The organism is Sphingobacterium sp. LZ7M1 (genome assembly GCF_024296865.1).
GTDB lineage: Bacteria > Bacteroidota > Bacteroidia > Sphingobacteriales > Sphingobacteriaceae > Sphingobacterium.
On sequence record NZ_CP101134.1, the window covers coordinates 2,285,108 to 2,298,763 of the forward strand.

Annotated in this window: 15 protein-coding genes; 8 read left to right on the forward strand and 7 right to left on the reverse strand. The window is 38.0% G+C overall.

Going from position 1 to position 13,656, the window contains the following annotated elements:
* Positions 1-67: 67 nt before the first annotated feature.
* A complete protein-coding gene (locus NMK93_RS09855) occupies positions 68-1,936 on the reverse strand; it encodes a TonB-dependent siderophore receptor (protein ID WP_254527036.1) in 1,869 nt (622 codons plus the stop codon).
* Positions 1,937-1,988: 52 nt separating this feature from the next.
* The gene (locus NMK93_RS09860; RefSeq protein WP_254527670.1) at positions 1,989-2,846 is read right to left on the reverse strand and encodes a zinc dependent phospholipase C family protein; all 858 of its coding nucleotides are present in this window, start codon (positions 2,844-2,846) and stop codon (positions 1,989-1,991) included.
* 194 nt (positions 2,847-3,040) lie between these two features.
* Between NMK93_RS09860 and NMK93_RS09865 the strand changes: the two genes are divergently transcribed.
* The 3 genes from NMK93_RS09865 to NMK93_RS09875 are packed head-to-tail and all read left to right on the forward strand — an operon-like array spanning position 3,041 to position 5,584.
* Positions 3,041-4,030, forward strand: coding sequence for a glycosyltransferase family protein (locus tag NMK93_RS09865; protein ID WP_254527037.1), 990 nt, complete (start codon positions 3,041-3,043; stop codon positions 4,028-4,030).
* On the forward strand, positions 4,030-4,704 hold the full coding sequence (locus NMK93_RS09870) for an FKBP-type peptidyl-prolyl cis-trans isomerase (RefSeq protein ID WP_185214375.1): 675 nt from the start codon (positions 4,030-4,032) through the stop codon (positions 4,702-4,704). The genes NMK93_RS09865 and NMK93_RS09870 overlap by 1 nt, the downstream gene beginning before the upstream one ends.
* Positions 4,688-5,584: an aldo/keto reductase gene (locus NMK93_RS09875; RefSeq protein ID WP_254527038.1), complete on the forward strand. Its 897-nt coding sequence runs from the start codon at positions 4,688-4,690 to the stop codon at positions 5,582-5,584. The genes NMK93_RS09870 and NMK93_RS09875 overlap by 17 nt, the downstream gene beginning before the upstream one ends.
* A 90-nt stretch (positions 5,585-5,674) precedes the next feature.
* Here the strand turns inward: NMK93_RS09875 and kdsB are convergent, their stop codons facing one another.
* From kdsB to NMK93_RS09895, 4 genes are all read right to left on the reverse strand, one after another.
* Positions 5,675-6,418, reverse strand: coding sequence for a 3-deoxy-manno-octulosonate cytidylyltransferase (gene kdsB, locus NMK93_RS09880; protein ID WP_185214376.1), 744 nt, complete (start codon positions 6,416-6,418; stop codon positions 5,675-5,677).
* Positions 6,419-6,462: 44 nt separating this feature from the next.
* Complete coding sequence (locus tag NMK93_RS09885; RefSeq protein ID WP_094256336.1) at positions 6,463-7,077, reverse strand: deoxynucleoside kinase; 615 nt, start codon at positions 7,075-7,077, stop codon at positions 6,463-6,465.
* 3 nt (positions 7,078-7,080) lie between these two features.
* Positions 7,081-8,079, reverse strand: a complete 999-nt coding sequence (gene trpS, locus NMK93_RS09890; RefSeq protein ID WP_254527040.1) for a tryptophan--tRNA ligase — start codon at positions 8,077-8,079, stop codon at positions 7,081-7,083.
* Between the two features lie 102 nt (positions 8,080-8,181).
* Entirely contained in the window at positions 8,182-8,562 is a 381-nt protein-coding gene (locus NMK93_RS09895) for a hypothetical protein (RefSeq protein ID WP_185214378.1), read from the reverse strand.
* Positions 8,563-8,708: 146 nt separating this feature from the next.
* Between NMK93_RS09895 and NMK93_RS09900 the strand changes: the two genes are divergently transcribed.
* Both NMK93_RS09900 and NMK93_RS09905 read left to right on the forward strand, forming a co-directional pair.
* Entirely contained in the window at positions 8,709-9,104 is a 396-nt protein-coding gene (locus NMK93_RS09900; RefSeq protein WP_185216224.1) for a hypothetical protein, read from the forward strand.
* 64 nt (positions 9,105-9,168) lie between these two features.
* A complete protein-coding gene (locus tag NMK93_RS09905; protein ID WP_254527042.1) occupies positions 9,169-9,957 on the forward strand; it encodes an SDR family oxidoreductase in 789 nt (262 codons plus the stop codon).
* A 15-nt stretch (positions 9,958-9,972) separates the two neighbouring features.
* Here the strand turns inward: NMK93_RS09905 and NMK93_RS09910 are convergent, their stop codons facing one another.
* Positions 9,973-10,848 carry a PPK2 family polyphosphate kinase gene (locus NMK93_RS09910; RefSeq protein WP_254527043.1) on the reverse strand — a complete coding sequence of 292 codons (876 nt, stop codon included), beginning with the start codon at positions 10,846-10,848 and terminating at the stop codon, positions 9,973-9,975.
* Between the two features lie 197 nt (positions 10,849-11,045).
* Here NMK93_RS09910 and NMK93_RS09915 point away from each other — a divergent pair, with 197 nt between their 5' ends.
* From NMK93_RS09915 to NMK93_RS09925, 3 genes are read left to right on the forward strand one after another with little or no spacing between them, the layout of a single operon-like run.
* Complete coding sequence (locus NMK93_RS09915) at positions 11,046-11,672, forward strand: hypothetical protein (protein WP_185214382.1); 627 nt, start codon at positions 11,046-11,048, stop codon at positions 11,670-11,672.
* 10 nt (positions 11,673-11,682) lie between these two features.
* A complete protein-coding gene (locus NMK93_RS09920) occupies positions 11,683-12,393 on the forward strand; it encodes a DUF3307 domain-containing protein (protein WP_237219460.1) in 711 nt (236 codons plus the stop codon).
* 6 nt (positions 12,394-12,399) lie between these two features.
* Positions 12,400-13,554 (forward strand): serine hydrolase, encoded by a 1,155-nt coding sequence (locus NMK93_RS09925; RefSeq protein ID WP_254527045.1) that lies wholly within the window; start codon positions 12,400-12,402, stop codon positions 13,552-13,554.
* The last annotated feature ends 102 nt before the right edge of the window (positions 13,555-13,656 follow it).

Consider the following 13,656-nt stretch of genomic DNA (forward strand, 5'->3'; position numbering starts at 1 on the left):
TCGCCCAACGTATCACACATTACATTCCAAATTTTCTATCTCACATATCATATCTCACATCTCATATCTATAATTTAATGTTATACTTAAACCCTAAAGTAGCCCAGCGGCTTGGCATTCGGACTGCTCCAACTTCGATGTATTGTGCATCAAATATATTCTGGATATCGCCGTAGATGGTATACTTAGATTTTTGGAATGATATGCGGGCATCGGACACAAAATATGAGTTGTTTGAAGTCCTTTCTAGCCAACGATTTGCAGTAATAAAATTCCAGTTTCCGGTATGGAAGCTAATGGTTGCGATAGCCTGATGTTTTAAGCTTTCGATTCCGTATTTGATTATGCTGTTCTTGTAATTATTTACAATAGAAGGGTTTAAATAGCTGTATGAAAAGTTGAAGTTCAAGCTTTTTCTTTCAGCAATCTGGTAATTGTATAATAGATTGGAAAAGATTCCGTGGGTTTTATTGTTCCCTAAATTATTTGCTTGGTAAGGTACATCCGTACTTTCACGCATCCAATCAATAAAGTTATCGATATCACGATAGAAGTAGCCCGCCCTTATACTGAGGTTACCTTTGGTATAGGAGGTTCCGATTTCGTTTTGCCAAGCATTTTCACTTTTTAGATCTGGATTTCCTATATTTCCGGGTCTTTGGTTTAGATACAGGTCTGTAAAGGTTGGGATCCTTTGGCTGGTCCCACTGCTTGCCGAGATTTTCCAGTTGTCATTGATCAGGTAACTGATATCTAGGCCAGGGAATACCTGCCAATCGTAATCAGAATTGTAATTGATATAGGCCCCTAGGTTGAAAATAAACTTCCTAAAATAGGTTGAACGGAATTCAGTGAAAAATCCAAGGTTATTGCGACTATGATCTCCAATGTTGGAGCTATTGATCTTTTCATGTCTTGATTCAATCCCTAATCCCAAATCACCGTATTTAAATTGTCTGTATGCATTTAATTCCCCTGATAGGCTATGTGTGTAGTGATGGCTTCTTCCTTTGCTCAAATCATCTTTAAAGTATCTATAATCATCATCATTATAGCGGTAATTGAACCTAGGATTCAGGTACCAGTTTTCGTTCAGCTGGTGTTGAGAGGAAATACTTGATAAAAATGTCTCTACCAACTCTTCTGAATTTTTATCCCCAGGTGCTGCATAATAACCATTTGCACCAAACCTGTTGTTCATATAGCCAGCCATCATTTGGATCCTGTTGTCCGAATTTATGACTAGGTTGTTTTGATAATAGATTCTTTCGTTATCAGATCCTGTATTATATCGTTGACCATTGCTATGCTCTTTATTGGCATATAATTGATGTTGGTTACTTTTATTATAATAAGTTCCACCAACTTGAATTCCTGTTCCATAGTAGATGCCTTCCTTATCGGTTTCTTCCACTTTGTCAAAAGAAGTACCTGCATATAGATGGGTATATACTGAATTATGTTCCACTTGTTTGGTTACAATATTGACAGCTCCGGTAAGGGCATTGATTCCATACATCCTGGAGGCAGGCCCACGGAGGATTTCAATTCTTTCGATTGCTTCTAATGGAATAGGGATATTGAGCATGTGGTGACCTGTCTGTGGATCAGATAATTTAACACCATTGATCAATACCAGCGTTTGGTCGAAACTACCACCATCGATGCCAATATCTGCTTGGGTTCCAAAAGGACCACGCTGACGGATATCTACGCCAGACACGTACCTTAAGACCTCATTGATACTTGTACTTGGTAATTTCTTAAGGTCCTTTTGCGTCAAGAGCTGGATATTGCGGCTATGTTGATTGAAAGGAATCTGAAATCTGTTTTCCTGAATGATGACCTCTGAGATTTTGGTCGTATCATTCAAGCTTTGTGTAAAGGCGAATGTAGGTATAGAACAAAAAAGGAATAATAACTTTTTGGTTGACATTTTAATTAAATTTTTGCCAAAATTAGTTAAAATGTTTAGTTGAACGAATATTCTAATGCCATTCTTCTCGACCTTTAGGGATATGATTGATCTTAAGGTCTATACTATCAATTTTGTTTTCTAGGTTTTGAGTGTTGGCAAGGTCAGGCTGTCCTGCATCCACCCAAGCTGTAAACCATATTGAGCCGATGGCATGGATTGATTTTTTCATTCGTCGCATGACCATACCATTTAACTGATTATGATAATTTGTGACATAGAAGTCGGAGTAGTTTGTTTGTAATTGTTGACCTCGCTGGATAAAGGATCGATGTAGGACTTTTGGAAGTTTATTTGACAAATCCTTTTCAATTTTTAATACGGAATCGAGGAGGGAATGACTTTCAAGGACTGCCTGCCAGGCAAAACCTAGGACATCATCAATATAGACCGCCGGTCCGACATATAAACTATACTTGTTGCTATATCTTTCAGGCAATCGGGTTTCCCATAGGGCATGGATTCCAATCTGGTCTGTTAACTGTCCGTTATAATTACTGCTGGTATGTAATGGAACATGGGCATCAGCTACATAATGACCTAAATCAGCAGAGATCTTAATAATTCGGTCAATATCCTTTTCGAAGAAGGCTTTTTTTAATTGACGATATGACTTCTCGATTTGCCAAGGAACAATTCCACGGCTGATCAAATATTTTTCCTGATATTTTTCCTTTGCTTTATTCCATGGGATCTGGATAGAATCGTGCTGATCCCAACGATCCAGATCAATAAAGTGACGTGGTGACTCCGCTGGGTCAATGTAAACCCTTTTATCGGCATTGATGGCATACTCACGGATTTGATAGTGATGTTTCTTATAAAAGACACTGAGATCAGCAGGGAGGGTGAAAATGGCATTTTGATTCATCAATTTATGCGGTTTAAAACCCCATGCAGATAGGATAAGGATAATAATTCCTGAGATGAACAAAATACAACATTGTTTCATGTTGGTTAGTAGAGATTTATCGAAATATAATAATTTTAAGTTAAGATATATAAGATTTTGTCGAAACATGTTAACTGAAATTTGTTACTTTGCTGAAGTCAAATACTGATTCGATGAAAATATTATATGCTGTTCAAGGGACTGGAAATGGGCATTTATGTCGAGCTATCGATATTATTCCATGTCTTCAGGAATACGGTCAGGTCGATGTTCTAATCAGTGGCATACAAGCCGATATCGATTTGCCATTTGAAGTCAAATATCGATATCATGGATTGAGCTTTATTTTTGGCAAGTCTGGTGGTGTAGACCTTTGGAAGACCTTTATGAGTTCAACAGTCCGGAAATTTGTCAAGGAAGTGAATTCTGTTCCAGTGGAAGACTATGATTTGGTAATCAATGATTTTGAACCTATTTCTGCTTGGGGATGTTATTTTAAAGAAAAGAACTGTATTGGATTAAGTCATCAGATCGGTGCTTTTGATCCTTCGAGTCCTAAACCTGAGGAGTCGGACATGTTGGGGAAATTCATCATGAAGAATTATGCTCCATCGAATATTTCCTATGGTTTTCACTTTAAGTCCTATGCATCCCATATCTTCACTCCAGTAATCAGGCAGTCCGTAAGAGAATTGGAACCTAAGGATCTTGGGCATTATACGGTATATTTACCTTCTTATGATGATTCCCATTTATTAAAGCACCTATCACGTTTTACGGATGTAAAATGGGAGGTTTTTTCGAAACATAACAAGAAGCCATTTAGACTAAAGAATGTGTCCATCAATCCTATCAATTCGGATGCTTTTGTACAGAGTATGGCAGAATCTTCAGGCGTTTTATGTGGTGCAGGATTTGAAACTCCTGCGGAAGCCCTATATTTAGGGAAGAAATTATTGGTGATTCCAATGAAGAACCAATATGAGCAACATTTAAATGCAGCATCTCTGGAGGAAATTGGCGTACCTGTGATCAAAAGTCTAAAGAAGAAATCTGAGTTGGACATTGAATCTTGGTTAAATGCAAAATCTAAGGTAAACGTGGATTACCAAGACTGTACGGCAGAGATAATCGATAAAATAATAAAAAACCATAAACCATAATGAAGTACATTTTAGGAATCTTTTTTTGTTTAGCAATAAGTTCGCAAAGTCAGGCACAGGCCTTATCAAATGCCAATGATTCTTTGTCTTATGCTTTAGGCCAAGACTTAGGGTCATATATCAAAAGGATGGATCTGCCTATCAATAAGGCGAAATTGTTACAAGCAATAGGAGATGTGCTGGAAGGTAAGGATCCATTATTTAAGGATGAAGACCGAGAGCAGATAATCCGTGATGGATTACAGAAGATCCAGGACGAAAAGAGTGCAGGATTAAAGAAATCTGCGGAAGAATTCTTGACAAAAAATAAAAGCAAAGCTGGAGTAAAGGTGACTCCTGAGGGAGTGCAATATGAAGTCCTAAAAGAGGGAACAGGATTGAACCCTTCATTGACCGATACTGTAAAGGTTCATTATATTGGAAAGGTCCATACTGGAGAAACCTTTGATAATTCCTATGAACGTGGTGAGCCATTGGACCTTGAATTGGATAATGTAATTGAAGGATGGAAAATCGGTATCCCCTTGATGAAAAAAGGAGCAAAATATAGATTTTTCATTCCTTATAATTTAGGCTATGGAGAACGTGGCAGTGGTCCAATTCCTCCATACAGTACGTTGATCTTTGATGTGGAACTATTGGATATAAAATCCCCAAATGAGAATGCAATATAATACCTTAGGGAAATCGGAATTAAAGATATCTGAAATTGGACTTGGCGCGATGTCGTTGGTGCAAGGTCATGATGGAACGAATTCTTATATTATTAAGCATGCGCAAGAGCTTGGTATCAATTACCTCGATACATCGGACCTTTATGACAAAGGGAAGAATGAGGAATTGATAGGCAGGTTGCTTGAAGGAAATCGTGATAAATGGATTTTAGCTTCTAAAGTCGGGAATAAGTGGAAAGAGGATGGAAGTGGCTGGGATTGGGCGCCAAGTAAGACCTATATCTTAAAATCTGTTGATGAATCTTTAAGTCGTCTAAGGACTGATTACCTCGATCTTTATCAATTACATGGAGGTACCATTGAGGATCCATTTGATGAAATAGTTGAAGCCTTCGAATTATTGGTTCAGCAGGGAAAGATCCGCTATTACGGTATTTCATCCATTAGGCCAAAGGTGTTCCTAAATTATGCCAAGAATAGCCATATTGTTTCCGATATGATGCAGTACAGTATCTTTGATCGGAGGCCAGAGGCGTATTTTCAGGAACTTGCGGATAGTGGAATTTCTGTATTAGCTCGTGGTACTGTTGCCCAAGGGTTATTGTTAAAAAAAGCTGCCCAGAAATACTTGAGCTATTCCGTTCATGAAGTTCTGGAGATCCAACGTGAAATATCAAAGATAGCAAATAAATTAGGTGTGAATAATTTGGCACTTGCTTTAAAATATCCATTATTACATCATCCTGTAGCCTGCAGTGTACTCGGGATAAGGACTAGGGAGCAAATTAATTCGTTGGACCTGGTTGTTGATGAAATGAATAAGATTAAATTACACGACTATCAGGAATTGTTGGCTAATATGCCCGAAGTTAGTTATTAAAGGAATTTTATACTTCTGATCTAATAGAAAGGGCAGGAGGAATAGAGATATAGGATAAAGGTCAAGAATAAATCTTGACCTTATTTTTTATTATTTGCTGAAATATTTTTTGAGGATATCCTGTAGATCTTCGGGGCTATCGATGGCATCGTTAATATGGGTAGATACCGCAGTTTGGATCCTGTAGCCATTATCTAACCAGCGGAGCTGTTCCAAAGATTCTGTCGTTTCAAGTTTAGATATAGGTAACCTGGCTAATTCCTTTAAAGTTTCAACCTTAAAACCATAGATGCCAATATGATTGTAATAGGTTTCTTTGGAGAGCCATTCTTTGATGTCAGCACCTCTCATATAGGGGATTGCCTGCCTAGAGAAATACAATGCTTCGCTTTTTTGGTTTAATACCACCTTCGGCTTATTTACATTTTCCAGATCCGAAAGTTCTTGAATCGGACGGACAAGGGTTGCAATTTCTACTTCAGGTCTTTGGAAGCAGGAAACCAGTAAATCAATCTGTTGAGGATCAATAAAAGGTTCATCACCTTGAATATTGATGGCGATATCAAAACCCGAGATGTTATTGATGACCTCAGCACAGCGATCAGTACCAGATTGGTGTTCTTTTTTAGTCATGACGACATTGCCCGCAAAACTTTTCACATGGTCGAATATCCTTTGGTCATCCGTAGCGACAACGACTTCGCTGAGTGAGGCGGCATGTTTTACTTGGTTGTAAACTCGCTGGATCATGGTCATTCCGGCGATATCCACCAGCGGTTTTCCGGGAAATCTTGTTGAATCGTATCGAGCAGGTATTATTCCAATTACTTTCATAGATTAAAAATAAGAAAAGCCGAAGAATATCGGCTTTTTAGTTCTTAAAATAAACCGAAGAGTTCGGCTTCTATTTTTTGGATAATTTTTCCGAGATCTTCCTGATTGTTGGCAAAATCCAGATTATCCTTATCTAGAATCAATAGTTTTCCTTCAGAATAATTATTGATCCATTTTTCGTATTTCTCGTTCAGCTTAGAAAGATAATCCAAACGTATTCCAGATTCGTAGTCACGGCCTCTTTTTTGGATATTGTTTACCAAAGTAGGTACGGATGCACGAAGGTAGATCAAAAGATCTGGTGGTTTGATGTAGTTAACAATGCTTTGAAAAATATCGGAATAGTTTTCAAAATCGCGGGCACTCATCAAGCCCATATCATATAAGTTTTCTGCAAAGATGTAAGCATCCTCATAGATGGTTCTATCTTGGATCATGTTGATCTCTCTATTCTGTAGATCCACAATATGGCGGAATCTAGAATTTAGGAAGAAAATCTGCAGGTTAAAGGCCCATCGTTTCATGTCGCTATAGAAATCCTCTAGGTAAGGGTTATTCTCTACGGCTTCAAATTGAGGCTCAAAGTTAAGGTGTTTGGCAAGTAATTCTGTTAAGGTTGTTTTACCAGCTCCAATATTTCCAACAATTGCTATATGCATATTCTAATACAAATTTTTTAAACCGATAATTTCGCGAACTTCTTTCATTGTTTTTTGGGCACTTGCCTGGGCTTTTTCAGCGCCCATTTTTATGACTTTGGCAATGTAAGCATCATCCTCACTGATTTCTTGGATTCGTGCTCTCACTTCACTGGTGGCATTTACCATATCTTCAGCAAGTTGTTTTTTGAAATCACCGTAGCGGATTTCGGCTTTATTATATAATCCATCGAAGTGTTGAACGGTATCAGCAGTAGATACGACATTCATCAAATCGAAGAGGTTTTGTACAGCTTCAGGTTTTACTTGGTTCTGTTCCGTAGGACCAGCATCGGTTACCGCGCGCATAATTTTTTTACGGATTACTTCCTCGGCGTCGGAAAGATAGATACAATCGGCTTCACCGTTTGATTTTCCCATTTTACCTTGGCCAGATAGTCCTGGGATCTTGATGAGCTTGTCTGCATAACTGAATGCAAATGCTTCTTTGAAATAATCTACCTCATACAGACGGTTGAACCTGTTTGAAAAGGTCCTGGTCATTTCCAGATGTTGTTCTTGATCTTTTCCTACAGGCACTTTAGTTCCGTGGTGGATCAAGATATCACAGGCCATAAGGACAGGATATGTCAATAGACCTGCATTGACATTATTAGGGTTTGCTCTAACCTTATCCTTAAATGCTGTAGATCTTTCCAGTTCACCTAAATAGGCGTTCATATTCATGTATAGATAGAGTTCAGCAACTTCAGGTACATCAGATTGAACGTATATAGTTGATTTTTCGGGGTCTAATCCAGCGGCAAGGTATTCTACCACCACATTGCGTACAGTTTCTTTGAGGCCATGTGGAGTAGGATGAGTCGTTAAAGAGTGTAAATCTGCAATAAAAAAGAAGCAATTGTATTCGTCTTGCATTTTGACGAAATTTTTCAATGCCCCATAATAATTTCCAAGGTGTAATTTTCCGGTACTTCTAATACCACTAACAACGGTTTCCATATAACTGCGAAGTTACATAAAAAACAGGAAAATTGATACAGCTAGTACGGATGATAAACGGGGTTTATCGGAATTCAACCGAAGGCAATGAAAATTGCTATCCTAATAAATATGAGGGTTTTCCAGCAGGTCGGTAACATAACCCAATACTTCAACTTCCAAGGCTCCATCTTCCAGCATGGAAAAAGTAAGGTAAGCCGCATAGATTTCACACGAAAAGGTGACATGTTTATCCGATACAATGGTGTCGATGACGCCCTCACGGACATCAATCCCTAAATGTTCCAATTCGTTGTGTAGGTTGGTTGAAATACTATCATGATCTTCTCCAGAAGCAAATCCAACAATGATATGTAGGATCAGTTTATCAAACAATTCTGGATTCATATTTCTGAATTTATTGGCATATAAATCAGCATCAAAACGACTTTTCGCACTTGAGACGATTTTGTCCCAAATTAGGTACTCAGTTTTAGTTTGCATAATAGAAGTTTATAAATTGTTAAAGGTAAATATAACTAATTATCTCTTTTAATACAACGTCACAAAGTCGTTAATCTTATGATGTTTATGCAAACAATTGGGATGTTAGGATGGTTTTAAAGGTAGGTTTTAAATAATTAATTATTATGAATTCAGAAGAGAACAAAAAACAAAATAAGGTGAATGATGATGACCAAGGACCTAAAGATCCAAAGGACCTGGCCTATAATAAGGAAGATTCCTCCTACGAATTGGATGTCAATGATAATGATCCAGATTGGGAGCATCCTTCGGACTATGATACTATCAGTGAAGGTGCTGCAGACGATGACTCTACCTATGATTCGTCGAATCCCTATGTAGGTGAAGAATATGCCCCATTAGATGAACTTCAGGAGGAAAATCTTGAGGATAACAATATGCATGTCGAAGGGGAGAGCATCGTACGGGTATCTAAAGAAGATGAAGAGCTGTCGAGAGATGCTGAAGATGAGCGCGATGATTTGGATGAAGAAGGCTATCCTAAATATGAAGGCGATTAATTCCTATTCACTGGGTCGGTTTTTCTTATTGAATGGCTATATTTAGGCTTTCAAAAATTTTGATATGCAAATTGATTTAACAGGTAAAAAGGCCTTAGTTGGTGGTGCTACTTCGGGAATCGGGAAAGCAATTGCCATGGAATTGGCGGCATGTGGAGCTGAAGTCACCCTGATGTCCAGGAATGAGGATAAGTTAAAGGAAGTTTTAATGGAACTCTCGGCGGTAAATGGCCAGAAACATGGTTATCTGCAAACCGACTTTATGGACTTTGAGCAGCACCAAGCCAATTTATCGGCTTATTTTAATGCGCATCAGGTAGATATCCTGGTGAACAATACCAATGGACCAGCAGCAGGAGATGTCTCCCATAAAAATATCGGAGATTATCAGCAGGCCTTTGATCTGTTGTTCAAAAACGCTGTTTATACCTCTGAATTAGCCTTGAAAGGTATGCGTTCCTCAGGTTTTGGACGTATTATCAATGTTTCCTCCCTGACCGTGAAAGAACCTCAGGATGGCCTAGTGCTTTCCAATACGATGCGGGTCGCCTTAGTCAGTTGGAGTAAATCACTTTCAAAAGCGGTTGCTGCAGATGGAATTACAGTCAATTCCATTTTGACAGGTTATTTTGCAACGGATAGACTTTATGACCTGATGAATATTCAGGCAAAAAATGAGGGAGTTTCCTTAGAGACGATTGAAAAGCGACGGATTGAAAGTATGCCTATCAAACGATTGGGTAAACCGGAAGAATATGGTTATTTAGCAGCTTTCTTAGCTTCTCCTTATGCCAACTTCTTGACTGGAGCCTCCATTCCATTGGATGGCGGTCTTTCCAATGTCGTCTTTTAGATAAACGGTTGGAAGCTATTCGGCTTCCAACTGTTCTTTGTATTTTTTCTTGTGTTCTTCGATCTCTTCTGGCATTTCAGGATATTTGATATCCTTATATGTTGAAAGTACTTCGTAAATAATCTTTGCGACCAAGAATCTACTGATTGGTTTAGAATCTGAAGGAATAACATACCAAGGTGCATGTTTTTTGCTGGTATTCTTGATGGCATCCTCATAGCATTCCATATATTTACTCCACAGTGCTCTTTCCTTTAAGTCTCCAGGAGAGAATTTCCAGTTTTTTTCTTCCTCCTCCAATCGGCTCAGAAGTCTGTCACGTTGTTCCTCCTTGCTGACATTCAAAAAGAACTTGAAGACAATCATACCATTTTGTGTCAATCGTTCTTCAAAGTTGTTGATTTGCTGGAAGCGCATTTCCCAAAAATCATCTGGTAAATTTTGAGGATCAGTGATATGAGGAATCCTTTCGTTCAGAAGGTATTCAGGGTGTACCCTTGTTACCAATACATTTTCGTAATGGGTCCGATTGAATACCGTGAATTTCCCTTTTTCTGGCAACTTGATTTCATGTCGCCATAAATAATCATGTTGTAGTTCGATTTCTGTTGGTGTTTTGAAGCTTTCAACAACTACCCCGCGTACATTCATTTCCTTGAAGACTTCTCGAATCAAGGAATCCTTACCAGAAGTATCCATCCCTTGCAGACAAATCAAAACTGAATATCGGTCATCTGCATACATTTTGTCCTGAAGAGCAGCTATTTTCTTTCTTAATTCCTTTAATTCAAGCTTTGCGTCATCCTTTGTTATCTCATCTTTTATACTGGTGGGATGTTCATTTAGTTTGAAATTGCTTTTTGCCGTTAGCCTTTTTGCATAGTTTCCCATAAGCTTTATTTAGTTGAACACAATTTAATAAATAATTGTTTAATCTACGTTTTGCCCTAGGGTCAATAATTTATTATCCAATGAGCTGATAAATAAAATTATCATTTATTTCAGTGATAATTAAAAATATCATCGTTTTTAATGATAAATTTGTTTATCATTTATTTTGATGATAATAAGAAATATCATTATATTGGATGATTAATAAAAAGACAGCCATGAGTTACCATGTCATATTAACAGGAGATGTAGTGCATTCAAGGTCGCATGATGCGAAAGAATGGCTTCCGAGGTTAGAGCGGGGCATCAAGAAACATGCACTGACCTATGATATTTTTCGTGGGGATAGTTTTCAGGCCGAGGTGCCTATTGAGGCCTGCTTTCAGGCGATATTTTATTTAAAGTCAGAAATGAGGCAATTGGAAGGAATGGATATCCGAATAGGAATAGGAGTGGGGAAGGTTGATTTCATTGATAAAGATATAAAGAAGTCGAGCGGAGAGGCTTTTGTTTTTTCAGGTCAATCATTGGATAGCCTGACTAAGGAAAGTTTGGAATTCAAATCGCAATGGAAGGATCTGGATGAGCGCTTGAATTTAATATTAACTTTGACAACCCGCTTAACGGACCAATGGACTCCCAATATGGCTGAAACAGTTCAGGCAGCAATGGACTATCCCAATGCCAACCAGACTGAATTGACGAAGATCATCGGGAGAAAGCACCAGAGCCAAGTGAGTACAGAACTTAGTAAAGCGAATTATTCCAAGATGAACCAAGTAATCGATTATTGCACAAAAGATTTAAAGGCCTATGTTAATTGATCTGCTTAAAATGTTGATATCCCACATTTTAGGGGATTTTGTTTTTCAGCCGAAATCGTGGGTTGATAAACGTAGGACACATATTCAATATTTGTTTTATCATGTTGCGGTGCATGCAGGTCTATTGATATTATTTTTTATCAATGATCTGGGCAATAAATGGCAAAGTATCCTTTTCCTGGTTGCGGCACATTTAGCTATCGACAGCCTAAAAATAGGTTGGGAACAAAAATGGCCCTCGAATCCTGTCCGAATTTTCCTGGTAGACCAAGCCTTGCATATAGCGAGTATTTTTGCTGTCTATTATTTTAATAATATGGCTGCCTTCCAGGATATTTTAACAAATATGAACTGGAACCATGTGCTGCTCTATACCATAGCCATATTGTTGATCGTATTTGTAATACCAATTGTGATCCGTGTGTTTTTCAGCAAGTGGAATAAGGAAGTTGAGTTCAACAGTAAGCGAAAAGAAACCTTATTTGATGCCGGGACCATTATTGGAATCTTGGAAAGAGCAATGATATTGGGCTTTGTGCTGCTTGGCTTGAATGAGGGGATTGGGTTCTTGCTGGCAGCTAAATCAATATTTAGGTTCGGGGACCTAACGAATGCGAAGGATACAAAATTTACAGAGTATGTACTGATCGGAACTTTGTTAAGTTTTGGACTTGGTATGTTGGTCGCATTTGGCTTAAAATATCTACTAACAATAATATAATCTACTATGAAAATAAATCTAAAAAGGTTCAAGAGCCTATTTTGTCTATTTGCTGCGGTCTCTATGAGCACTGGCGCCATGGCGCAAAGTGCTTCATTTGAATCTGACCTTAAAAAAATAACGGATAAATATGATGCCGTAGGCTTGGCCATTGTGGTTGTAAAAAATGGAAAACCTGTTTATGAAAAGGCTTTTGGCTATAAGGACCTAGAAACAAAAGCTCCATTAACCACAAATGACCTTTTCAGGATTGCTTCGATTTCCAAATCGTTCAGTTCTACGGCAATTATGCAACTTGTAGAACAAGGAAAGGTTTCGTTGGATGATGATATCAGTGATCTGGCTGGATTTAAAATAAGAAATCCTAAATTTCCTGATACCAAAATAACATTGGAAATGATGCTATCACATCGTTCCAGTTTAAATGATTATAATGGTTATTTTACTTTTGATGTTCTGGATACCACAAAGAACAAAGAATGGGAGAAATCCTATAACAGTTATGAACCAGGAACCGATTATGAATACTGTAACTTGAACTTCAATATCATTGGGGCAGTATTGGAGAGATTAACTGAAATTCGATTTGATAACTATATCAAACAACAAATACTGAATCCATTAAAATTGGATGCGGGATATTGTGTAGACTCATTAGACCAAAGTCGATTTGCAAAATTGTATGATAAAATAGATGGTGAATATGATGAACAAAGTGCTGCTTACTATCCAAGATCTGAGGAGATCAGGAATTATACGATGGGAGTGAGTACACCTGTTTTTTCACCAACTGGGGGGATGAAGATCTCGGCACATGATCTAGGGAAATATATGCAGATGCATATGAACTATGGGAAATTAGGTAAGAAGCGAATCATCAGCAAAGCAAGTTCGCAAAAAATGCAAAAGGGCTTATCTCCAAAGGAAAATTATGGCTTAGCATTATTAGAGACCTATCAATTAATTCCTGGGGAACATATGATCGGACATACTGGCTCAGCCTATGGCCTTTATAGCAACATGTTTTTTGAGCCTAAGAAAAAGTTCGGTTTTGTCGTGATAACCAATGGTTGCATTCCAACGATTGATCGAAATGAAGATATTGTAATGTCGAAAGAAGTTATTAACTTACTCTATCAAGATTTCATAAAAAAACAGTAACGAGTGCCATTAACCTTCTGAGCATTAGGTTGCAAGGTCCACAAAAGGATTAAAGGGGGATATTTTGAGGCAGTTTACTTGAAAAATTAACTACTTTTGTAA

Coding starts and splice junctions, on each gene's coding strand:
- NMK93_RS09855 (WP_254527036.1), bottom strand. CDS start 1,936: ATGTCAACCAAAAAGTTATTATTCCTTTTTTGTTCTATACCTACATTC.
- NMK93_RS09860 (WP_254527670.1), bottom strand. CDS start 2,846: ATGAATCAAAATGCCATTTTCACCCTCCCTGCTGATCTCAGTGTCTTT.
- NMK93_RS09865 (WP_254527037.1), top strand. CDS start 3,041: ATGAAAATATTATATGCTGTTCAAGGGACTGGAAATGGGCATTTATGT.
- NMK93_RS09870 (WP_185214375.1), top strand. CDS start 4,030: ATGAAGTACATTTTAGGAATCTTTTTTTGTTTAGCAATAAGTTCGCAA.
- NMK93_RS09875 (WP_254527038.1), top strand. CDS start 4,688: ATGAGAATGCAATATAATACCTTAGGGAAATCGGAATTAAAGATATCT.
- kdsB (WP_185214376.1), bottom strand. CDS start 6,418: ATGAAAGTAATTGGAATAATACCTGCTCGATACGATTCAACAAGATTT.
- NMK93_RS09885 (WP_094256336.1), bottom strand. CDS start 7,077: ATGCATATAGCAATTGTTGGAAATATTGGAGCTGGTAAAACAACCTTA.
- trpS (WP_254527040.1), bottom strand. CDS start 8,079: ATGGAAACCGTTGTTAGTGGTATTAGAAGTACCGGAAAATTACACCTT.
- NMK93_RS09895 (WP_185214378.1), bottom strand. CDS start 8,562: ATGCAAACTAAAACTGAGTACCTAATTTGGGACAAAATCGTCTCAAGT.
- NMK93_RS09900 (WP_185216224.1), top strand. CDS start 8,709: ATGAATTCAGAAGAGAACAAAAAACAAAATAAGGTGAATGATGATGAC.
- NMK93_RS09905 (WP_254527042.1), top strand. CDS start 9,169: ATGCAAATTGATTTAACAGGTAAAAAGGCCTTAGTTGGTGGTGCTACT.
- NMK93_RS09910 (WP_254527043.1), bottom strand. CDS start 10,848: ATGGGAAACTATGCAAAAAGGCTAACGGCAAAAAGCAATTTCAAACTA.
- NMK93_RS09915 (WP_185214382.1), top strand. CDS start 11,046: ATGATTAATAAAAAGACAGCCATGAGTTACCATGTCATATTAACAGGA.
- NMK93_RS09920 (WP_237219460.1), top strand. CDS start 11,683: ATGTTGATATCCCACATTTTAGGGGATTTTGTTTTTCAGCCGAAATCG.
- NMK93_RS09925 (WP_254527045.1), top strand. CDS start 12,400: ATGAAAATAAATCTAAAAAGGTTCAAGAGCCTATTTTGTCTATTTGCT.